20 protein-coding genes are annotated in these 20,684 nt (G+C 69.8%); 11 read left to right on the forward strand and 9 right to left on the reverse strand.

Annotated elements, in window-relative coordinates; genetic code table 11:
- Positions 1–308 precede the first annotated feature (308 nt).
- The 4 genes from AB0E56_RS05395 to AB0E56_RS05410 all read left to right on the forward strand — a co-directional run bounded on the left by AB0E56_RS05395 (position 309) and on the right by AB0E56_RS05410 (position 4,842).
- Complete coding sequence (locus AB0E56_RS05395) at positions 309–1,808, forward strand: CoA-acylating methylmalonate-semialdehyde dehydrogenase (protein ID WP_359797232.1); 1,500 nt, start codon at positions 309–311, stop codon at positions 1,806–1,808.
- A 26-nt stretch (positions 1,809–1,834) separates the two neighbouring features.
- Positions 1,835–3,016 (forward strand): acyl-CoA dehydrogenase family protein, encoded by a 1,182-nt coding sequence (locus AB0E56_RS05400; protein WP_359797233.1) that lies wholly within the window; start codon positions 1,835–1,837, stop codon positions 3,014–3,016.
- Positions 3,013–3,900, forward strand: a complete 888-nt coding sequence (gene mmsB / locus AB0E56_RS05405; RefSeq protein WP_359797236.1) for a 3-hydroxyisobutyrate dehydrogenase — start codon at positions 3,013–3,015, stop codon at positions 3,898–3,900. The genes AB0E56_RS05400 and mmsB overlap by 4 nt, the downstream gene beginning before the upstream one ends.
- A gap of 165 nt (positions 3,901–4,065) precedes the next feature.
- Complete coding sequence (locus AB0E56_RS05410; protein ID WP_359797238.1) at positions 4,066–4,842, forward strand: enoyl-CoA hydratase; 777 nt, start codon at positions 4,066–4,068, stop codon at positions 4,840–4,842.
- Here AB0E56_RS05410 and AB0E56_RS05415 read toward each other — a convergent pair.
- Positions 4,839–5,282 (reverse strand): YdeI/OmpD-associated family protein, encoded by a 444-nt coding sequence (locus tag AB0E56_RS05415; protein WP_359797241.1) that lies wholly within the window; start codon positions 5,280–5,282, stop codon positions 4,839–4,841. The genes AB0E56_RS05410 and AB0E56_RS05415 overlap by 4 nt on opposite strands.
- Before the next feature lie 51 nt (positions 5,283–5,333).
- A complete protein-coding gene (locus AB0E56_RS05420) occupies positions 5,334–5,870 on the reverse strand; it encodes a MarR family transcriptional regulator (RefSeq protein WP_359797242.1) in 537 nt (178 codons plus the stop codon).
- A 175-nt stretch (positions 5,871–6,045) separates the two neighbouring features.
- Here AB0E56_RS05420 and AB0E56_RS05425 point away from each other — a divergent pair, with 175 nt between their 5' ends.
- The 6 genes from AB0E56_RS05425 (at position 6,046) to AB0E56_RS05450 (ending at position 12,259) form a co-directional block, all read left to right on the forward strand.
- On the forward strand, positions 6,046–6,822 hold the full coding sequence (locus tag AB0E56_RS05425) for an electron transfer flavoprotein subunit beta/FixA family protein (protein WP_359797244.1): 777 nt from the start codon (positions 6,046–6,048) through the stop codon (positions 6,820–6,822).
- Position 6,823: 1 nt separating this feature from the next.
- Positions 6,824–7,795, forward strand: coding sequence for an electron transfer flavoprotein subunit alpha/FixB family protein (locus tag AB0E56_RS05430; RefSeq protein ID WP_359797245.1), 972 nt, complete (start codon positions 6,824–6,826; stop codon positions 7,793–7,795).
- A gap of 308 nt (positions 7,796–8,103) precedes the next feature.
- Positions 8,104–9,543 (forward strand): cytochrome b/b6 domain-containing protein, encoded by a 1,440-nt coding sequence (locus AB0E56_RS05435; RefSeq protein ID WP_359797247.1) that lies wholly within the window; start codon positions 8,104–8,106, stop codon positions 9,541–9,543.
- Between the two features lie 839 nt (positions 9,544–10,382).
- Positions 10,383–11,015, forward strand: coding sequence for a hypothetical protein (locus AB0E56_RS05440; protein WP_359797249.1), 633 nt, complete (start codon positions 10,383–10,385; stop codon positions 11,013–11,015).
- A gap of 51 nt (positions 11,016–11,066) precedes the next feature.
- Positions 11,067–11,813, forward strand: coding sequence for a hypothetical protein (locus tag AB0E56_RS05445; RefSeq protein ID WP_359797251.1), 747 nt, complete (start codon positions 11,067–11,069; stop codon positions 11,811–11,813).
- Positions 11,810–12,259, forward strand: a complete 450-nt coding sequence (locus tag AB0E56_RS05450) for a nuclear transport factor 2 family protein (protein ID WP_359797253.1) — start codon at positions 11,810–11,812, stop codon at positions 12,257–12,259. The genes AB0E56_RS05445 and AB0E56_RS05450 overlap by 4 nt, the downstream gene beginning before the upstream one ends.
- Before the next feature lie 468 nt (positions 12,260–12,727).
- On the opposite strand, the gene AB0E56_RS05455 is transcribed toward AB0E56_RS05450, so the two are convergent.
- The 6 genes from AB0E56_RS05455 to AB0E56_RS05480 all read right to left on the reverse strand — a co-directional run bounded on the left by AB0E56_RS05455 (position 12,728) and on the right by AB0E56_RS05480 (position 19,137).
- A complete protein-coding gene (locus AB0E56_RS05455) occupies positions 12,728–13,888 on the reverse strand; it encodes an NADH:flavin oxidoreductase/NADH oxidase (RefSeq protein ID WP_359797255.1) in 1,161 nt (386 codons plus the stop codon).
- Positions 13,885–15,282, reverse strand: coding sequence for an MFS transporter (locus AB0E56_RS05460; RefSeq protein ID WP_359797256.1), 1,398 nt, complete (start codon positions 15,280–15,282; stop codon positions 13,885–13,887). Before AB0E56_RS05460 ends, AB0E56_RS05455 begins: the two co-directional genes overlap by 4 nt.
- Before the next feature lie 71 nt (positions 15,283–15,353).
- On the reverse strand, positions 15,354–15,791 hold the full coding sequence (locus tag AB0E56_RS05465; protein WP_359797258.1) for a nuclear transport factor 2 family protein: 438 nt from the start codon (positions 15,789–15,791) through the stop codon (positions 15,354–15,356).
- Entirely contained in the window at positions 15,788–16,531 is a 744-nt protein-coding gene (locus AB0E56_RS05470) for an SDR family oxidoreductase (protein WP_359797260.1), read from the reverse strand. The genes AB0E56_RS05465 and AB0E56_RS05470 overlap by 4 nt, the downstream gene beginning before the upstream one ends.
- An 84-nt stretch (positions 16,532–16,615) precedes the next feature.
- A complete protein-coding gene (locus AB0E56_RS05475) occupies positions 16,616–18,214 on the reverse strand; it encodes an NAD(P)/FAD-dependent oxidoreductase (protein ID WP_359797262.1) in 1,599 nt (532 codons plus the stop codon).
- A complete protein-coding gene (locus AB0E56_RS05480; RefSeq protein WP_359797264.1) occupies positions 18,211–19,137 on the reverse strand; it encodes an alpha/beta hydrolase in 927 nt (308 codons plus the stop codon). Before AB0E56_RS05480 ends, AB0E56_RS05475 begins: the two co-directional genes overlap by 4 nt.
- 81 nt (positions 19,138–19,218) lie before the next feature.
- Between AB0E56_RS05480 and AB0E56_RS05485 the strand changes: the two genes are divergently transcribed.
- A complete protein-coding gene (locus AB0E56_RS05485) occupies positions 19,219–19,791 on the forward strand; it encodes a PadR family transcriptional regulator (RefSeq protein WP_359797265.1) in 573 nt (190 codons plus the stop codon).
- A gap of 30 nt (positions 19,792–19,821) precedes the next feature.
- Here the strand turns inward: AB0E56_RS05485 and AB0E56_RS05490 are convergent, their stop codons facing one another.
- Complete coding sequence (locus AB0E56_RS05490) at positions 19,822–20,601, reverse strand: SDR family oxidoreductase (RefSeq protein ID WP_359797266.1); 780 nt, start codon at positions 20,599–20,601, stop codon at positions 19,822–19,824.
- Positions 20,602–20,684 lie beyond the last annotated feature (83 nt).

The following is a 20,684-nucleotide window of genomic DNA, read 5'->3' on the forward strand; positions in this document are numbered from 1 at the left end:
GTCCGGCGCCGCACGAGAAAGACCCCCGCCGACCCGATTCGGCGGGGGTCTTGCGGCGTGGGCGCCGCAACGGGAGCAAGAGCGCTCACCATCGCGCGGATGACGTGACACCCGATCCGGTCTGAGTCTTTGTCCGCGCACTTGCAGTTGTAGTCGGACGAGATGGACGGACGGTGAACGCGGCGCGAACAACCCACGGGTCGCAGTGAACGTCCGGAACGCGTCGATGCAAGGATGTCCTAGTAAATCTCCGGTCGTCCGAGTAAACTCGTCAAAGTGCCAACGACGGCACGGAGGGGTGTCACACAATGACTCGTACCATCGCCCATTTCGTAGGCGGATCGCTTCTGACGCCGGATGAGGGTCGCTTCGCGGACGTGTTCGATCCGAGCACAGGTGCCGTGCAGGCGCGCGTCCCTCTCGCTTCGGCGGAGGAGGTGCGGCGCGTGATCGCGAACGCCGAGGAGGCGCAGGTCGCCTGGGCGGCGACGAACCCCCAGAAACGCGCCCGCGTGCTGCTGCGCTTCCTCGACCTGGTGCAGCAGGAGATGACGTCGCTGGCCGAGCTCCTCGCGAGCGAACACGGCAAGACGGTCGACGATGCGAAGGGTGACATCCAGCGCGGCCTCGAGGTCATCGAGTTCTCCGCCGGAGCCCCGCACCTGCTCAAGGGCGAGTACTCCACGGGCGCCGGCGCAGGGATCGACGTGTACTCGATGCGGCAGCCGCTCGGCGTCGTGGCGGCGATCACCCCGTTCAACTTCCCCGCCATGATCCCGCTCTGGAAGGCAGGTCCGGCACTCGCGGCAGGCAACGCCGTCGTGCTCAAGCCGAGCGAGCGCGACCCCTCTGTGCCGGTGCGCCTGGCCGAGCTGTTCCTCGAGGCCGGGCTCCCGGCCGGGGTGCTCAACGTGGTGCACGGCGACAAGGAAGCCGTCGATGCTCTGCTCACCGACGACCGCATCCGTGCGGTCGGATTCGTCGGCTCCACACCGATCGCCGAGTACATCTACGCCACGGCCACAGCGCACGGCAAGCGGGCCCAGTGCTTCGGCGGCGCGAAGAACCACATGATCGTGATGCCTGATGCCGACCTCGATCAGGCCGTCGACGCCCTGATCGGCGCGGGCTACGGATCGGCGGGAGAGAGGTGCATGGCGATCTCGGTCGCCGTCCCCGTCGGGAAGGAGACCGCCGACGCGCTGGCGGCGAAGCTCGTCGAGCGCGTCGCGCAGCTGCGGGTCGGACCCTCGCTCGCCGCCGACGTCGACTACGGACCGCTGGTCACGCGCGCCGCGGTCGAACGCGTCGAGGGGTACATCCAGCAGGGGATCGACGAAGGGGCGACGCTTCTCGCCGACGGACGCGGCTTCAGGGTCGACGGGCACGAAGAAGGCTTCTACCTCGGACCGACGCTGTTCGACGACGTGACGACCGACATGGCGATCTATCGCGAGGAGATCTTCGGCCCCGTGCTCGTGATCGCCCGCGCCGCCGACTACGAGGAGGCGCTGCGCATGGCGTCGGAGCACGAGTACGGCAACGGTGTCGCGATCTTCACGCGCGACGGCGATGCGGCCCGCGACTTCGCGGCGCGCGTGGAGGTCGGCATGGTCGGCGTGAACGTGCCGATCCCGGTGCCGATCGCGTACTACACCTTCGGCGGCTGGAAGCGCAGCGGGTTCGGCGACCTCAACCAGCACGGCGCCGACGCCTTCCGCTTCTACACGAAGACCAAGACGGTGACGAGCCGGTGGCCCAGCGGCATCCGCGACGGCGCCAGCTTCGTCATCCCCACCATGCACTAGGCCCGGAATCTCCCCAAGGAATCGCGATGACCATGACCACCGTCACCACCACCGCCGAGGAGCGCGAGGCGATCCTCGGCGCCGTACGCGAGTTCGCCGAGACCGAACTCGCCCCTTACGCCGCCGAGCGCGACGAGAAGCACCTGTTCCCCCGCGAATCCCTCAACCGCGCCGGCGAGCTCGGTCTGGGCGGCATCTACGTCGACGAGGAGTTCGGGGGCACGGGCCTGAGCCGCACCGACACCGTGGCGATCTTCGAGGAGCTCGCCAAGGGCGATCCTGCGGTCGCCGCCTACATCTCCATCCACAACATGGTGGTGTGGATGATCGACAGCTACGGCGACGATGCGCAGCGCGCGCAGTGGCTGCCGCAGCTCACGGCGATGCAGGAGTTCGGCGGCTACTGCCTCACCGAACCCGGCGTCGGCTCGGATGCTGCGAACGTCGCCACCAGCGCCGTCCGCGACGGTGACGACTACGTGCTCACGGGCGTGAAGCAGTTCATCTCCGGCGCGGGCGAGGCCGCCGTCTACGTCGTGATGGCGCGCACAGGGGAACCGGGAGCGCGCGGGATCAGCGCCTTCCTCGTCCCCGGTGATGCGGAGGCGCTGAGCTTCGGGGCTCCCGAGAAGAAGATGGGCTGGCATGCGCAGCCCACCCGCCAGGTGATCTTCGACGGCGTCCGGGTTCCGGCATCCGCCATGCTCGGCGACGAGGGACGAGGCTTCGCGATCGCGATGTCTGCTCTCAACGGCGGACGCCTCAACATCGCCGCCTGCTCGCTCGGCGGGGCGCAGTGGGCGCTCGACAGGGCCGTGCAGTACGTGCACGAGCGGATGGCGTTCGGAGAGCCGCTCGCCGAGAAGCAGTCGATCCTGTTCGCGATCGCCGACATGCGCACCGACCTGCACGCCGCACGCCTGATGGTGCGCGACGGGGCCCAGGCGGTCGACGAGAAGGCGCCGGACGCGACCATGCGCTGTGCGATGGCCAAGCGCTTCGCGACGGACGCCGGCTTCGACGTCGCCAACCGTGCGCTGCAACTGCACGGCGGCTACGGATACCTGCAGGACTACGGCATCGAGAAGGTCGTCCGCGACCTCAGGGTGCACCAGATCCTGGAAGGGACGAACGAGATCATGCGACTCATCGTCGGACGCGAGATGCTGAGGCCGGCGGGGTCGGCGTCGATGAGGAGCGCATCGTGACGAGCGTGGCGTTCCTCGGTCTCGGACACATGGGGCTGCCGATGGCGGTGAACCTCGTCGCTGCCGGCCACGAGGTGCACGGCTTCGACCTCGTGCCCGCGGCCATCGAGGCGGCACAGGCGGCCGGGATCCCGGTGGCGGCCAGCGGAGCGGATGCCGTGGCGCACGCCGACGTCGTCATCACGATGTTCCCCGCGGGGAAGCACGTGATCGAGGCCTACCGGACGGAACTGCTCGCGGCCGCGCGGCCGAACACCCTCTTCATCGAGTCGTCCACGATCGCGGTCGACGAGGCGCGGGCGGCGCATGCACTCGCGCTCGCCGCCGGGCACCGCAACGTCGACGCTCCGGTGTCGGGCGGGGTGGTCGGTGCCGAGAACGGGACGCTCGCGTTCATGGTCGGCGGCTCCGACGAGGACTACGCCGCCGCTCTGCCGCTGCTCGAGGTCATGGGAAAGCGCATCGTGCACTGTGGAGGCTCGGGGCTCGGACAGGCGGCCAAGGTGTGCAACAACATGGTGCTCGCGGTGTCGCAGATCGCCGTCGCCGAGGCGTTCGTCCTCGGCGAGCGGCTCGGGCTCGAGCACCAGGCGCTGTTCGACGTCGTGTCGCAGGCGTCCGGTCAATGCTGGTCGATCACGACGAACTGCCCCGTGCCCGGCCCCGTGCCGACGAGCCCCGCCAACCGCGACTATCAGCCCGGCTTCGCGGGGGCGCTCATGGCGAAGGACCTCGGCCTCGCGCTGCAGGCGATCGAGCAGACCTCGACGGATGCGCGTATGGGCCGGCTCGCGCAGGAGCTGTACGCCGCCTTCGCCGCGGGTGACGGTGCGACCAGGGACTTCTCCGGCATCATCACCGATATCCGCGACGGCGTCGTGTGAGTCCCGTGCGAGCGCGGCCGTGAGGGGTCACAACACGCCGCGCCGCCGTGCGGTATGCGGCGTGTCCTGACCCCTCAGCGCGGCGGGTGCGGGTGCGGGGCGCGCGAGAGGCGAAGGACGATACTGGACAGCGACGCGACACGACACGACACGAAGGCAGGCGATATGAGCGAGTACGAGACGATCCTGGTCGAGCAGCGCGGACGGGTCGGGTGGATCACCCTGAATCGACCGGAAGCGCTCAACGCGCTGAACAGCCGGCTCGCCGACGAGGTCACCGCCGCCGCCGTCGCGTTCGATGCGGACGAGGGCGTCGGTGCGATCGTGCTGACCGGCTCGGAGAAGGCGTTCGCGGCCGGTGCCGACATCAAGGAGATGGAGAGCATGTCCGCGGCGGAGATGCTCTCGACCGACCATTTCGGCGTCTGGCACGAGTTCGCGGCGGTGCGCACGCCCGTCATCGCGGCGGTGTCCGGCTTCGCCCTCGGCGGGGGCTGCGAGCTGGCGATGATGTGCGACATCATCCTGGCTGCCGACACGGCCAAGTTCGGTCAGCCCGAGATCAACCTCGGCGTCATCCCCGGCATGGGCGGCACACAGCGTCTGATCCGCGCTGTCGGCTACTACAAGGCGGCCGAGCTCGTGCTCTCCGGCCGGTTCATGGGCGCCGAGGAGGCGGAGCGCTCTGGTCTCGTGTCACGCGTCGTGCCGGCAGCCGACCTCCTCGCCGAGGCGACCACCCTCGCCGACACGATCGCCTCGAAGTCGCTGCCCTCTGTGTACGCGGCCAAAGCGGCACTGGATGCCGCGATGGAGACGACCCTGACCGACGGCCTCGCGCACGAGAAGCAGGCCTTCGCCGCACTGTTCGACACCGCGGACCAGAAGGAGGGCATGTCGGCCTTCCGTGAGAAGCGGGCGCCCGACTTTCAGAACCGCTAGCCGGTGAGGCCGTCGACGATCTTCGCGATGCGCCGCTCCCTGGTCGCATCCTGCTTGGCCTCGGAGACCGCGCGCGCGTGCTCCTTGCGGACGCTGTAGCTGAGCGCGTCGAAGGCGGCACGCACCTTCGGGTCGGCATCGAGCGCCGTCGCGAGCTCGGCGGGAACGTCGACCGTGCGCTCCGCGCCGTCGACGCGGATCACGGCATCGATCTCCTGGTCGATCTCGACGCCCAGTTCGGCGCGCACCGCCTTGCTGAACCCGATCATGTTCTCGCCTCCCATGCGCGCCAGTCGCAGTCGGGCGGTGCGGCCGCCGATCGTGACCGCGACGGGGAACGCCTTCCCCGCCCCGAGGGATGCGACCTGCTCGTCGTCGAGCAGGATGGCCGCAGCGGGTCCGCGGCCGGTGAGGGTGGTGTGCAGGCGCAGTTCGCTCATGCCGAGATCGTACGCCCCGAGGGAACCCATCGCGGGAGGAGCCGAGACCGGTCAGAGAGCGTCGGGCTGGGGACGCGGATCGGCGAAGTCGCCGGCCGCCTTGCGCAGCCGTGCCACGATCGCGACGAGCTCAGCCGCATCGCCGTCGTCCATCCCCGGATCGGCGAACACCTCGGTGTTGAGGGCGTTGGTGGCGCGCTCGACCAGCTCGCGTCCTGCGTCCGTGAGGGCGAGGAGGGCTGCGCGGCCGTCGTGCGGGTGCGGCTCGCGCACCACCAGGCCGTCACGGACGAGACGCTCCGCCGTGCTGGTCACCGTCGTCGGGTGCACCTGGAGACGTGCGACGACGCTCGACAGGGGCAGGCGACCGGCGCGGCTGAACGCCAGCAGGCGCAGCACCTCGAACCGGGCGAAGCTGAGCGCGAACGGCTTGAGCGCCGCATCCACGCGGGCGAGCAGCAGCTGCTGGGCGCGCATGACCGAGGTGACCACCGCCATGCCGTCGGCGGCATCCGCCCACCCGTGCGCGATCCACTGCCTCTTCGCCTCGGCGAGCGGGTCCACGGGGAGGGGGCGGGGTCGGGTCACGTCTCTACGGTACCGGCGCGGGACGATGCGGCAGGGCGCTGGGCCAAGCATCCGTCGCGTTGTCGATTATGTATACATTGTCACCCGGATTCGGGCCCTCCGGCCGTGAATAACTTCGCTTTTGGCTACATAGAGGGCGATACGGATAGACTCGCCGTGTCGTGAGGAGCATTCGATGAAGATCTTCGTCCTGGTCAAAGAGGTGCCGGACACCTATGGCGATCGCAAACTGAATCTCGAGACCGGGCTCGCCGATCGGGCGGCAGGCGATGTCGTGCTCGATGAGATCACCGAACGAGCCCTCGAAGTCGCGCTCAGCTATGCCGACAAGAACGACGGCACCGAGGTCGTCGCCGTGTCGATGGCTCCCGCAGGATCGACGGCCTCCGTCCGCCGCGCACTCGCGATCGGCGCGGCATCTGCCGTGCACATCGCCGACGAGGACCTCGCCGGCGCGGATCTGGGTCTCACCGCAGAGGTGCTCGCCGCGGCGATCCGTCGCGGTGCGCCCGACCTCGTGATCACGGGCAACCTCTCGACAGACGGCTCCGGCGGTGTCATCCCGGCGATGCTGGCCGAGCACCTCGGATATGCGCAGGCGACGGCGCTGGGCTCGGTCGAGATCACCGCCGACGGCGTCTCCGGAACACGGGCCGCCGACGCGGGAGGACAGCAGGTCAGTGCTCCGCTGCCCGCCGTGATCTCGATCACCGAGGCGCTCCCCGATGCGCGCTTCCCCAACTTCAAGGGCATCATGGCGGCGAAGAAGAAGCCCCTCGAGGTGCTCACCCTCGCGGACCTCGGGGTGTCGGCTGACCCATCCCTCGCTCCGCGGACCATCATGACGGCGGTGTCGGAGAAGCCCCCGAGGGCGGCCGGCGTGAAGATCACGGACGAAGGCGACGCCGCAGACAAGCTCGTCGAGTTCCTCGTGCAGAACAGGCTGGTGTGAGATGACCTCGTCCGAGAACCCGATCCTCGTCCTCGTGGACATCGACCCCTCCGGGTCTGCCGCGAGCAGCACGGCGGCCCTGATCGGCGCGGCCGCGACCATCGGCTCGCCCGTCGCGTTGATCGTCGGCGGCAGCCCGGCGGCCGTGGACCAGGTCGCTGCGGCGGGTGCGGCGGTCGTGCTGACCGCCGACGGCGAGGCCGCATCGCTCACGGTCCCGATCGTCGATGCCCTCGAGGCCGCCGCCGCGCAGGTGCGCCCCGACGCCGTGCTCATCTCGAACTCGATCTCGGGCCGCGACGTGGCAGGACGCTTCGCCGTGCGGACGAAGAGCGCGCTGTCGGTCGACGCGGTCGGGGTCTCGCGCGATGACGAGGGCGTCGTCGCCCACCACTCCGTCTACGGCGGCGCCTACCTCGTCGACTCGGCTCCCACGTTCGGCACCCCGGTGATCACGGTCCGTCAGGGCGCCGTGGAGGCGCGTGCCGAAGCTGTGGCGAACCACTCGGTCGAAGCACTCTCCGTCACGGCATCCGGTGCGGTCGCCGCGACGGCCGGACCCGTCGAGGTCCTCGAGGTCGCCTCCTCCCGTCCTGAGCTGCGCGGTGCGACCCGGGTGGTGTCCGGGGGTCGCGGTCTCGCGTCGAAGGAGAAGTTCGTGCTTGTCGAACAGCTCGCCGACGCGCTCGGTGCCGCGGTCGGTGCGTCACGGGCGGCGGTCGACGCCGGGTACATCCCGCAGTCCCATCAGGTCGGGCAGACCGGCGTCTCGGTCTCGCCCCAGCTGTACGTCGCCCTGGGCATCTCGGGTGCGATCCAGCATCGTGCGGGCATGCAGACCTCCAAGAACATCGTCGCGATCAACAAGGACCCCGAGGCGCCGATCTTCGAGGTCGCGGACTTCGGCATCGTCGGCGACGTCTTCGCCGTGGTGCCGCAGGTGATCGCGGCCCTCGAGGCACGGAAGAAGTAGGCATGGCGACGCGGATGCTGCGACGCGGTCTTCCGCGTGTGCCCGGTGGAGAGCCGTGGCCCCCTGCGGATGCGTCCGCCGAGGTCGTGGACGATTCTCCTCGTGCTGCGGAGTCGGAGGTCGTCGACGGATCAGCCGGGGTTGAGCCTGTCGCGGCTGGGTCCGTTGCGGCGGAGCCTGTCGGGGCTGAGCCTGTCGGGGCTGAGTCCGCTGGGGCTGAGCCCGTTGCGGTTGCGTCCGTCGCAGCTGGTGCCGCGTCTGTCGCGGGGCCTTCGACGGACGCGCGGTCCGCTCAGGCTGGATCGCGCGTGCGTCGTGGCCTCCCGCGTGTGCCGGGCGGCGAGCCCTGGCCGCCGGTCGACGCGGTGGCCGGAGCCGACGCAGCCGTCCTCTCCGAAGCGGCACCGGCCGCCGCGACCGGAGCTCCGGTGACTGCCGCTGCTGCTCCGACGACCGGTGCGACGACCGAGACGACGGCTCCCACCGCTGCGGCGCCGGCGACTGCTGTGCGGTCGACACGCACGCCGACCGCACAGGCCGCTGCCGTCGCCTCGGGCGTCCGTCGCGGCCTGCCGCGCGTCGTCGGGGGAGAGCCCTGGCCGCCAGCGGGCACAGCTCCGGCCGTGCGTGTCGAGCAGGCATCGGCCGCTTCTGACACGGTGTCTGCGACCGACGCCGCGCTCGCCCCCGCTCCGACCGCGTCGGAGAGCGTCGGGGCCGAGAGTGCCGCCGCTGCGACGTCCGTCGTCGCGGTCCCCGCCGTCGCCGACCTCAGCGCTCCCCTGCCGTCGAGTCGCACGGTGTGGAACGGACGGGCTCCGCGCCGCATCGCCACGGCTCCGGCATCCGACCGTCGTCGTCCCACCTGGACGCAGGCCATCGCCGTGCTGTTCGGCGCCGCCGCGCTCGGCGTGCTCGCGGGGGCGGCGATCGCTCTCGTGCGCACGCTCCTGAGCTTCCCGTTCATGCAGGACTTCCTCGCGGCGTTCCCCGGCGAGTACGAGCCGGCGATCGCCGTCGAGCCGGGATTCGCCCCCTGGATCGGGTGGCAGCACTTCTTCAACATGTTCCTGATGGTGCTGATCATCCGCTCGGGACTCCAGGTGCGCACCGAGAAGCGGCCGACCGTCTTCTGGACGCCGCGCGGCAACGCCAAGGGCAAGATCAGCCTGAACCTCTGGTTCCACCAGTCGCTCGACATCCTGTGGCTCGTGAACGGCGTGATCTTCGTGGTGCTGCTGTTCGTCACGGGGCACTGGGTGCGGATCGTGCCCACGAGCTGGGAGGTGTTCCCGAACGCGCTCTCGGCTGCACTGCAGTACGTCTCGTTCGACTGGCCGCACGAGAACGGCTGGAACAACTACAACAGCCTGCAGCAGCTCGCCTACTTCGTGACGGTGTTCATCGCCGCGCCGCTGGCCGCGATCACGGGCTTCCGGATGTCGGGGCTGTGGCCGAAGAGGGCCGAGCGGCTGTCGAAGGCGTACCCGGTCGAGTGGGCGCGCGCCCTGCACTTCCCGATCATGCTGTACTTCGTCGCGTTCATCATCGCCCACGTCGCGCTCGTGATGCTGACCGGCTTCCTGCGGAACCTGAACCACATGTTCGCGTCGCAGGATGCGGTCACGTGGACGGGTTTCTGGGTCTTCATCGTGTCGCTCGTGGTGATCGCGATCGGGTGGGTCGCGGCTCGGCCGCTCGTGCTCGCACCGATCGCGAAGGTCTTCGGCAAGGTCTCGGGTCGCTGACGGCGGGCAGGGCGCGAGTCTCTTGCCCGCGCCCGCCCTCTATACCCCGGGCTACTGGAACATGCCTGCGGCGCCTGCTGGAGCGGAGTAGGAGATCATCTGTAGGCGTTTCGTCGACGCCACATTCCCCCAGGGGAGTGAGTCGCCACCCGCACTCCCGCCGCTCCCGCAGCCGATGGGTCCGTAGAATTCGGAGTATCCGCCGCCACCCGGCCAAGTGAGGTACTGATAGCCCCGGCCCTTGAGGCAGGCAGAGCCGACGGAGTTAGCATCGACGGTCCAGCTGTAGCCGACCGGGGTCGCTGCGGTCAGACCGATGAATGAGCAACCGTTCACAGAGCCGTACCAGGTGCCCGTACCCGGCGCGACCCAGGAGTACCAGCTGCAGCCCGCGAGGGCGGATCTACTTGTCGTATCCACAAGTCGGACCGTCGCCCTCGTTCCATTCCCTCGCACGAGCTCGATATCGTGAACCGCGACTGGGCTGCCGCCGCTGTCAAGAACTAAGGCCGGAGCCCGCGGATCAAAGTCAGGCATTACCGCGATGTCGGTGGGCGTGCCGTCGATCACCAGTGTGGCGTCCAGCGGCTCGACGGGGATGGGGTCGGTAGCGACGTCGGGCGACGTAACCGGCGGGGTTTCCGAAGCGAGTGCGGGGCTGCCGGCGGCGAGTGCGACAGCGACGGCGAAACCAGCTACGGCGACTGCTCTGATACTCATGATCATTCCTTCGCTCTTGCCCGCCTGCCCTCACTATTGCAATATCTAGCGTGTTAAACAAGAGATTTATAGTTTTATATGGTATTGACGTTTCGGGGTGGCCGTCCTAACGTATGGACATGGAACTGCGCAGCGTGTCGGGGCTCATCGGCGGTGTCGGGTTCACGGTGAGCGGTGCCGTCGAGGTGGTCCGGATCTCGATCGCCTCGTCCGCAGCGGCGGCCGCGCTGGCGGTTCTGGGTGCGGTGCTGTGGGGAGTGGCGGTCCTCGCCCTGACGCTCGGTCTCCATCGGCGGGAGAGCGTCGTCGGGCGTCGGCGGTCGGCGTTGGTGGCGTCGGCCGTCCTCGCGGTGTGGCCGACGGTCGACGCTCTGATGGACCTCTTCGGTGGTCCGGACACGCCGGCGGAGGCGCGCGCCGGGGTCGCCTGGAACTATGTGTCACCCCTGGTCGCGCTGGGGGCCGGGCTGGTCGTCTCGGCCCACATCGCTCGCGCTCGTGTCGTCCCGGCCCCGTGGAACCGCATGCCGCTGTGGGTGCTGGGAATCCAGGTCGCGGTGTGGTTCATTCCCCAGTTCGTCGGAACTGCGGCGCCCACCGCATTGATCCACACGGCCGATCTCTTCGTGGCATTGGGGGTGCTCGGGGTTCTCGTGGCGACCTTCGGCCTCGGCTTCGTGAGTCTGCTGCTGTCGCTCGGTCTGCCGTCCTCGGTGGATCCCGCTTCTGCATCCCCGTCGGGGGACTCGTAGACACCGGCCGTCGGTGTTGACACACAACCAAGCAAGCGCTTGACTGACGGTGTGTTCGCGCCTCTCGCCTTCTTCTCCTTCGTCCGCGTCGACGACCGCTCCCTGCATGGGGAGTACAGCCGCTGGCACCAACTCGACCATCGGCCGGAGAACCTCGCCCTCCCCGGGGTGGCCTGGGGCGACCGGTGGGACGTGCGGCCGGAGTACGTGGACCTCGGCAGCGGCTCCCTCGCGGGAGAGGTCGACTTCGTCGCCATGTATTGGTTCCGCGATCCGGTGGAGGAGTCCGTCGCCGCCTGGGATGCACTCGGCGAAGCCTCGTTCCAGTGGGGGCGTGGTCCGCTGATCCCCGGCATCCATCGTCCGCTGCTGGCGTTCTTCCGACCCGTGAAGGGGTATGCGGCGCCGCGCGCCCTGGTCGACGCGCAGGTGCTGCCGTATCGGCCGAATCGCGGGGTGCACCTCACCGCGACGCGCTTCGCCGACCCGCACAGTTCCGAGGCCCATGCCGCCCACCAACGCGAGGACCGCGAGATCATCCCGGCACTTCTCGAGGTCGATGGCGTGGCGGGCGTGTGGACCTTCTCCTACAGTCACCCGCAACGGCATTCCTCGCTTCCCTTCGACGAGTCGCCGTCCGATGCGCCGGGGAGCATCCGGATCCGCCTCGTGTACCTCGAACACGATCCGGCGGTGGTCGCGCCCGCACTCCGAGCGGTGGAGGACCGGTTCCCCTCGGCGGGCGAGCCGATGCTGTCGACCCCGGTGAAGACGATCATCCCCTGGCAGGACTGGTGAGCGAGGCGCTGGAGCGGCGGTTGCGCGCACTCGAGGATCGTGCCGAGATCGCGGAACTCATCGCGCGGTACGGCCCGGCCGCCGATGCCGGAGACGCCGATGCGGTGGCGGCGCTCTGGGCTCCGGACGGCACCTACCAGTTCGACGAGACGGTGCTCGATGCCGAGGGTATCCGCTCGCTCGTGACGATCCCCACGCACCGCGAGTACATGCGTCGAGGCTGCGCGCACATCGTGTCGGCGCCGCGCATCGACATCGACGGCGACCGCGCGGTGGCGGTGACGCACTCGGTCGTGATGCTGCGCGAGGGGGAGCGGTGGGTCGGCGAGCGGGTCAGCGCGAACAGGTGGGAGCTTCTTCGCACGGGTGAGGGGTGGCGTGTGCACCGTCGTCGGAACCGTCTGCTCGACGGCGATGCCGCTGCGCGGGAGCTGCTCGGCCCCTGACGCGGAGGTGTGGGTGGCGGGGACGGATGCGCGACGGAGGGACGGATGCGCGACGGATGCGCGGGTTTGGTCGTGCAGGTGTGCCGGGGTCGTGCGGGTGTGCCCGGGGTCGAGCGGGTGTGCCCGGGGTCGAGCGATGGAGGGGGCGGGCGACGGAGGGGTGGGCGACGGCGGACGAGTATGCATGACGGGGAAACGGATGCACGTTGGAGGTGTGGATCTGGTCGTGCAGGTGTGCCCGGATCGTGCAGGCGTGCTCGGGTGCAGGGTGCGCGGCGGGCGTAGCCGCGGGGGACGACGGGGGACGGGTGCACGACGGAGGGACGGATGCACGACGGATGTGTGGGTCTGGTCGTGCAGGTGGGCCCGGGTCGTGCAGGTGTGCCCGCGGGTAGGGTCCGGGCGGGGGTGCCGGGGGTGCCGGGGGTGCCGGGGGTGCCGGGGGTGCCGGGGGTGCCGGGGTGGGGGTCAGGGGGAGAAGCGGGTGAGAGGGGTTTCGCCGGATGCGGTGAGGCGGGCGAGTGTGCGGGCGCGGGGGCCGAGCGCGCTGCCGTATCGCACATCCCAGGAGTCGTGGCTGTCGTCGCCCAGGGCGATGCGCGCGTGGTGCGGCCAGTTCGGGTCGTCGAGCACCTGGCGGCCGAGGAGCACCATGTCGGCGTCGCCGTGGTCGAGGAGCCGTTCGGCTTGCTCTGCATCGACGACAAGGCCGACGGTCGCGGTGGGGACTCCGGCCTCGTCGCGGATCCGACGGGAGAAGTCGGCGTGGAACGCGAAGCCCCGGCGGATGCGGGTGTCGGTGGAACGGTCGGTGGTGATGCCTCCGGATGAGGTGTCGATCAGGTCGACCCCGGCCGCGGCGAGACGGCGGGCGATGTGGACGGTCTCCTCGATGCCCGAGCCGCCCTCCGCGCCGTCGACGGCCGAGACCCGGAACGACAGGGGGATGCCGTCGCCGATCGCATCGCGGACGGCGGCCACGACCTCGAGCGGATACCGCAGGCGGTTCTCGGCGCTGCCGCCGTAACGGTCGGTGCGGCGGTTCGACACCGGGGAGAGGAACGAGTGCAGCAGATATCCGTGCGCGCCGTGCAGCTCGATGAAGCGGAAGCCCGCCGAGACCGCGCGCACGGCCGCGTCGTGCCAGTCCTGCACCGAATGGGCGATCTGCCGCGCTGTGAGCTCTGCGGGCATCGCGTGACCCGGTCCCGCCGGCAGCGCGCTGGGTGCGACGAGGGGCCATGGCGCGAAGCCCGCGGCGGCATCCGTCTCGTCGAGCGGGGCTCCTGCACGCCAGGGCTCCCGCACGGCCGCGCGCCTTCCGGCATGACCGAGCTGCACGCCCGGAACGGATCCGGATGCGGCGACGAGCGCCGTGACGCGTCGCCATCCCGGCACCTGCTCGTCGCTCCAGAGCCCCGTGTCGAAGGGGGAGATACGGCCGTGGGGGTGCACGGCCGTCGCCTCGGCGATCACCAGTCCTGCCCCGCCGAGGGCGAACCGGCCGAGGTGAGCGACATGGAAGTCGGAGACCTGACCGTCCTGTGAGGCGTACATGCACATGGGGGAGATCCCGATGCGATTCGGCAGGGTCACCTCACGCAGGTGCAGCGGCGAGAAGAGGGTCATGCGGGCTCCTGGGGGTGCGGGCGGCGGAGGAAGGTCGCGAACAGCGCGGTGATGACACCGCAGGCCGCCGCGAAACCGAGCGAGATCTGGAGCGCCTGCTCCGAGAGGAACGCGGGATCGGTCTCGGAGGGCAGTGCCGCGATCACGAACCCGAAAAGGGCGGCTGCGACGGCTCCGGAGAGGGTGCGGATGACGGAGTTCACGCCGTTGGCGGTGGCGACCTCGTCTGCGGGGACGGATGCCGTGATGAGAGAGGGCATCGCGGCGAAGGCGAACGCGACTCCGGCTCCGACCAGCGCGGAGCCGATCAGCACGGGCACGGCGCCGCCGTGGAACAGCATCCGGAACACGAAAGCGAGCGCCATCATCGCCGACCCGAGAAGAAGGGCCCGCTGCCCGCCGAAACGCGTGATCACCCGCGCGGCGAGCGGTGCGAGGACGATCATGGTCAGCGCCGAGGGCAGCAGGAACATGCCGGCCGCTGCGGTGGCGACGTCGAGGCCGTACCCGGTGGATCGCGGTGCGAGGGCTTCCTGAGTGGTCAAAAGGTGATTCGCGTACATGCCGAAGGTCGCGAAGAACGACGCGACGTTGATCGGCAGGATCGGTGCACGCATGGCCGTGCGCACATCGATGAGCGGGGCGGGATGTCGTCGCTCCCACAGCATCCACAGCACCAGGGTCGCGACGGCGAGAGCAGCGAGTCCGAGAGTGAGCGCAGCGGTCCAGCCCCAGTACTGTCCGCGGGAGATCGCCAGCAGCAGCGAGGTGAGACCGACGGTGAGGAGCACCGCTCCGACGAGGTCGAACCCGCGGGAGTCTCCGGCCGGAGCCTCCGGGATGCGCCAGCGGATCAGGGCGCAGAACACCGCGCCGACGATCGCCGAGCACCAGAACACGGTCGGCAGCCCTCCTCCGTCGAGCAGAGGCCCCGCGAGCACGAGACCGAGCGCTGACCCCATGCCGAGCGTGCCGCTCATGAGCGCGATGCCGAGGACGGCGCGGCGGCGGGAGACGAGCGCGCTCAGGAGACCGATGCCGATCGGGACGACCGCGGTGCCGAAACCCTGCAGGGCGCGACCGATGAGCACGGCCGTGAAACCGGGGATCACCGCGGCGATGACCGAGCCGGCCACGAGCAGCCCCATCGACAGCAGGAGCATGCGGCGTCGACCGTGCATGTCGGCGAGGCGTGTCACGACCGGGGTGCCTACCACCCCGGCGAGGAGCGTGACGGTGATGAGCCACGAGGCATCGGCGGCGGTGGTGTCGAGCAGAGAGGGGATCAGGGGGAGAAGAGGGACGATCAGGGTGAACTGCAGCGACGTCAGCATGCCGCACGCGGCGAGGAGACCCACCACCACGCGCTCCTGGCCTTCTCGTTCCGACTTCACTGTCACCGTTCCCTCGGGGGAGCGGCGTCCCCTTCGTTCCGTTGGCGAGATCCCCAAGGCAGGGGGTGCCCTCAGCCCCGCGTGATCGTGCGACGGTGCAGCCGCCACCCCGCCTCGCCCCGCACGAACGTGTCGGCGTAGACGCCCATCGCCGCGAGCGACGGGATGCCGTCGGTGCCGCGGTAATAGCGGAAGTAGGAGCGGGCGCTCGCACGGTCGCCGTGCACCTCGACCGTGATGCTGGACACGTCGTGGCGGGTGTGACTGCCCGGCCCTTGGATGCCCGCGGCCCTGCGCTCGTGCACGCCGGCCAGGAGCGCCTCGCGCCCTGTGATGCTCTGCACGTCCATGGGAAGGTCGGTGGCATCGGTGAGGTCCCAGACGGCATCCGTGGTGAAGCACTGGATGTACTCCTCCGGGTCTCCCGCGTCGGCGAGCTGCGCGATGCGGGCGAGGAGGATCGCGATGTCCTGGCGGTCGCCGATCGTCCGCAGATCGACCTCGGTCATTGCGTCACCGTCCATCCGCCGTCGACCGGGAGGAAGACGCCGTTGATGTAGCCGGCGAGCGGGGAGAGCAGGAAGAGCGTCGCCCAGGCGATGTCGTCGGGCGTGGCCATGCGTTTCAGAGGGATGCGGGTCAGTACCCGCTGCCCCGTCTCGCTGCCGGCGAAGCCCGCGAGGCGCGGGGTGTCGGTCATGCCGGGTGCGACGCCGTTGGAGCGGAACTCCGCGGCGCGGTGGGCAGCGAGGTGGCGGATGTACCCCATGATCGCGGCCTTGGATGCCGAGTACCAGGCGTTGTCCGTGCCGACGAGATTGCCCGCGACCGAGGTCGTCGCGACCATGGCCGCGCCCTTGCCCGGACCGGTGGCCGCCCACGTATCGGTCATGCGGCGGACGCTCCCGACACAGATCTCCAGCGCCCGGTCGAAGGGGATGTCGGAGCTCGAGGCGGGCCCGGCGTTGTTGTGCAGGTAGCGGATCGGTCCGAGCGTGCGCACGGCGTCCGTGAAGCCGGCGTCGACCGCCGCGTCATCGGAGACGTCGGCTGCCCAGGTGTGCACGGCGGCGGCTGTCGCGCGCACCTCGTCCGCGGTCTCCGCGAGTCCCGCGGGATTCAGGTCCCACAGGCTGACGGCGAGACCGAGCTCCGCGGCATGCCGGGCTGTCGCCCGCCCGATGCCGCTGCCTGCGCCGGTGATGAGCACCGCGTCTCCTGCTGCGAATCCGAAGTCGACTGCACTCATCCCGTGCTCCCTTGCCCAAGCGTTTGCTTGTTTTACTCTAGTGCCGCTGCGCATCGAAGACCAGCCCCGCTTCTCCATGCCGCATCACCGGGATGACAGCACGAACCCCCGGTAGTCCGCTGCCGCGATCTCTTCGCAGTGGTCGATGTAGTTCTTGAAGCCGCCGATGTAGGGCAGAAAACCCCTGGCTTTGCCCGCGATGTTCGCGCCGGTGTACCACGACGGAGCTGCGCCGAAGAGCGTGCGGTCGGCGAGTTCGAGCGAGTGCGCCGTCCAGGCGGCCGCTGCATCTGCCCGCGCCTCGATCGACGTGTACCCCTCGGCGCGGCAGTGCGCGATGATGCGCAGCGCGTAGTCGCCCTGCTGCTCCGAGGTGAGCGCCATGTTCGACAGCACGCTGGGGCTGCCGGGCCCGTTGAGCACGAGCAGGTTCGGGAAGCCGGGCAGGGCGACGCCGAGATAGGTCGAGGGGAAGCCTGCCCACTCCTCGCGCAGCGAGAGCCCGTCGCGGCCGCGGATGTCGATCGCGGTGAGCGCTCCGGTCATGGCGTCGAACCCCGTGGCGTAGACGATCACGTCGTGTTCGCGGTGGCGTTCGGAGGTGCGGATGCCGGTGGGAGTGACCTCTGCGAGAGGTTCTCGTCTCAGGTCGACCAGTTCGACGTGCGGTTCGTTGAACGTCTCGTAGTACCCCGTGTCGGTGCAGATGCGCTTCGTGCCGACGGGATGGTCCTGCGGGGTCAGTGTGGCCCGAGTCTGCGGATCGGGTACGCGCTCCGCGAGTTTCTGCTCGAAGAAGACCCTGGCCGCATCGTTGATCACCGGGTCGACGGTGAGGCCCTGGAAGGCTTTGGCGAAGAGCACGCCCCCGCGCGTCCAGCTCTCCTCGAACACCTCAGCGCGCTCCTGCTCGTCGGCCTCCGCGAAGGGCGTGGGGTGGCTCGTCCAGGGTGAGCCGGCTGCGCCGTTCCAGGACAGTTCGCGTCGCCGCGGGAGTTCCTCCTGCTGGCGCTGCCATTCCTCGTCGTCGAGCATCCGGTTGAACGCCGGGACGCTGTAGTTGGCGCTGCGCTGGTAGACCGTGAGCTCCGCGGCGTCGCGGGCGATCAGCGGGATGGTCTGCACCCCGGAGGATCCGGTGCCGATCACGGCGACGCGCTTGCCACGCAGGTCGACGGGGTCCTCGGGCCAGGCCGATGTCTGGAGCACGGTGCCCGTGAACGTGTCGCGGCCTGCGAGGTCGGGCAGCTGCGGCTTCGACAGTCCTCCCGTGGCCATGACCAGCCAGCGCGCCGACGCCTCGAACCCTGACTCGGTGCGCACATCCCACCGCTGCTCCGGCTCGTTCCAGGACGCCGCCGACAGGCGCTCCCCGAACCGGTAGTGCCGGCGGACATCGAAACGGTCGGCGACGTGGTTCAGATAGCGCAGGATCTCGGGCTGCGTCGCATAGCGCTCGCTCCACCGCCACTCGCGCTGCAGGTCGTCGTCGAACGAGAACGAGTAGTCGATGCTCTCGACGTCGCAGCGTGCGCCGGGGTAGCGGTTCCAATACCAGGTGCCGCCCACGTCGTCGCCCGCCTCGATGCCGAGGATGTCGAGGCCCGCTGCCGCCGCATGGATGGTGGAGTACAGGCCGGCGAAGCCGGCGCCGACGATGATGACGTCGTGTTCGGGGATCATGTGCGGTCCTTCGCGTCGAGGGTGGTCAGGGAGTGCAGGTCGCTCCAGAGGATGTCGGCCGCGCTGACGCCCGGTCCGTAGCCGGGGATGGTCAGGAAGCCATGGAACTGGTCGGGGTGGTGACGAAGGATGACCGGGACTCCGGCCTCGCGCAGTCGACGGGCGAAGACGGCGCCCTCGTCGCAGAGGGGATCGAGGCCGGCTGTGACCACGATCGCCGGCGGGAGGCCACCGAGATCGTCGACGGCGAGCGGGGTGACGTCGGCGTCGAAGCGGTCGGGGCGGTCGCCGAGGAAGGTGCGCCAGTAGTGCGCGAGGAGCTCGGATGTCACGAAGTACCCGCTCGCTCTCGTGCGGTGGCTCGGCGCCGACATCGTCGGGTCGAGGAAGGGATACAGCAGCACCTGTCCCACCACCGGGCTCGCACCGCGGTCGCGGAGGCCGACCGCCGCGCCCGCCGCGACGTTCCCGCCCGAGCTGTCGCCGGCGAGGACGACCCCGTGATCGGCGAGGCCGGCGGCGACCGTCCAGTCGACGGCGGCGAGGACGTCGTCGCGGGCGGCGCCGGGCCCCGCTTCCGGGGCGAGCCGATAGTCCACCGAGACCACCACGCTCGCCGTGGCGCGCGACCAGCGACGGCAGAAACCGTCGTGTCCGGCGATCGACCCGTGCAGGAAGCCGCCGCCGTGGGCGTACACGGTCGTGGGCGCGTCCGGCCGTGACTCGTGCGGACGGTACACCCGGATCGGGATGCGGTGGGTGCCGGCATCGATGACGAGGTCGTCCGTCGACGAGACGTCGTCGACGTTGCTCGCGGGGCGGATCCGCTCGTCGGCGGCTGCGCGTCCGGCGAGCGGGTCCATCGTCGCCAGCGCGGGGAACGTCGCATTCAGCAGGTCCAGCATGCGCGTCGTCTCGTCCACATGATCTCCTTCGATCAGCAGCGGTATGACTGTTAGTCATAGTACGATCAGGAATATCTCACTCATCGACGAGGAGGTCAAGTGAGCGACCGTGAGCACACCGACCGACGACCTGAACTGCCGGCGACGAGCTGGGCCGTGCTCGGCATCCTGTCGTTCGGCACCGAGCTGTCGGGCTACGACGTCAAGCAATGGGCGGATCAGAGCCTCGCGTACTTCTACTGGGCGCCGTCGCAGAGCCAGATCTACACCGAACTGCGACGGCTCGAGCAGCTGGGGATGGCGGTCTCGCGAGTCGAGCAGACGCACGCGGCGAAGAGCCGTCGGCTGTACGGCATCACCGAGCTCGGGCGTCGGAGCATGCGGCAGTGGTCCGACGAGGTCGCTGCCGAGCCCGTGGTGCTCAAGCATTCGCAGATCCTGCGATTGTGGGCGGCGCACAACGGCGACCTCGACCGGCTGCGGGAGAGTCTGGCCGCGTACCGCGATGAGGCGCTGCGCACCGCGGACGAGGCGGGTGCTCACGCGGTCGGAGCGCGCCGGGAGGAGGACTGGCGGTTCTCCGGTGTCGCCCTGGAATGGTCCGAGCGCTTCTACCGCGACGAGGCCGCCCGCATCGACTGGCTCATCGAGCGTCTGAAGGGCATGAGATGAGCGCGTCGGCGCGAGCGACCGCCGAGGGCTTCAGAGCCCGAATCCGCCGTCGACGTCGAGCTTCTGCCCGGTGATGAACCCTGCGGCGGGCGAGGCCAGGAACGCGACGGCAGCCGCGATGTCTCCTGCTGTCCCGAATCGGCGGAGCGGGATGTTGGCGGTGGCGACCTCGAGCGCACGCTCGTCCAGATCGCCGGACGCCATCAGCCGAGCCGACATCCCATCCCACAGCATCCCCGGACCCACGGCGTTCACACGCACACCGAACCGCCCCTCCTCGGCGGCGAGTCCGCGCGCGAGGGCTTCGACACCGCCCTTCGGGGCGACCGAGAGGCCGTCGCGCACCGGGTATCGACGGGTGCCCGCACTCGTGACAACCGTGAGGGAGCCGGCCGCGTCTCGAAGAGCGGGAAGGAAGGCCCTGGCGATGGCGAAGAAGCCGACGAGGTCGTCGTCGACCTGTCGGGCGAACTGCTCGACGGACACCTTCGACAGGTGCACCATCGGCACGTGCGGACCCGCCGCATGCACGACCGTGTGCACGGCGCCGTGCCGCGCGACGAGGTCGTCGGCGAGGGCTGCGGCGCCCGCATCGTCGCGCACGTCGAGCCGATGCGCCTCACCCTGCTCGCCGAGCGCGGTGAGCAGTTCGGGCGCGGGGTCGGAGCGGTGCGTGATCGCGACCCGAACCCCCTCCGCGGCGAGCGTCCTGGCGATCGCGGAGCCGATCCCACCGGTCCCTCCGGTCACCACGGCGATGCCGGGCAGGTCGCGGAGGCGGCGGTTCTCGGGAGTCTGTGCACTGTCCATGAGCCGGAATCTAACAGGTGTCCGGATCGTAACCAAGCAATTGACCGGTTGGGCGTTGCCGGTGGCGTCGGTGTGTGATTTAC

Source organism: Microbacterium sp. NPDC028030 (assembly GCF_040637855.1).
Classification (GTDB): Bacteria; Actinomycetota; Actinomycetes; order Actinomycetales; family Microbacteriaceae; genus Microbacterium.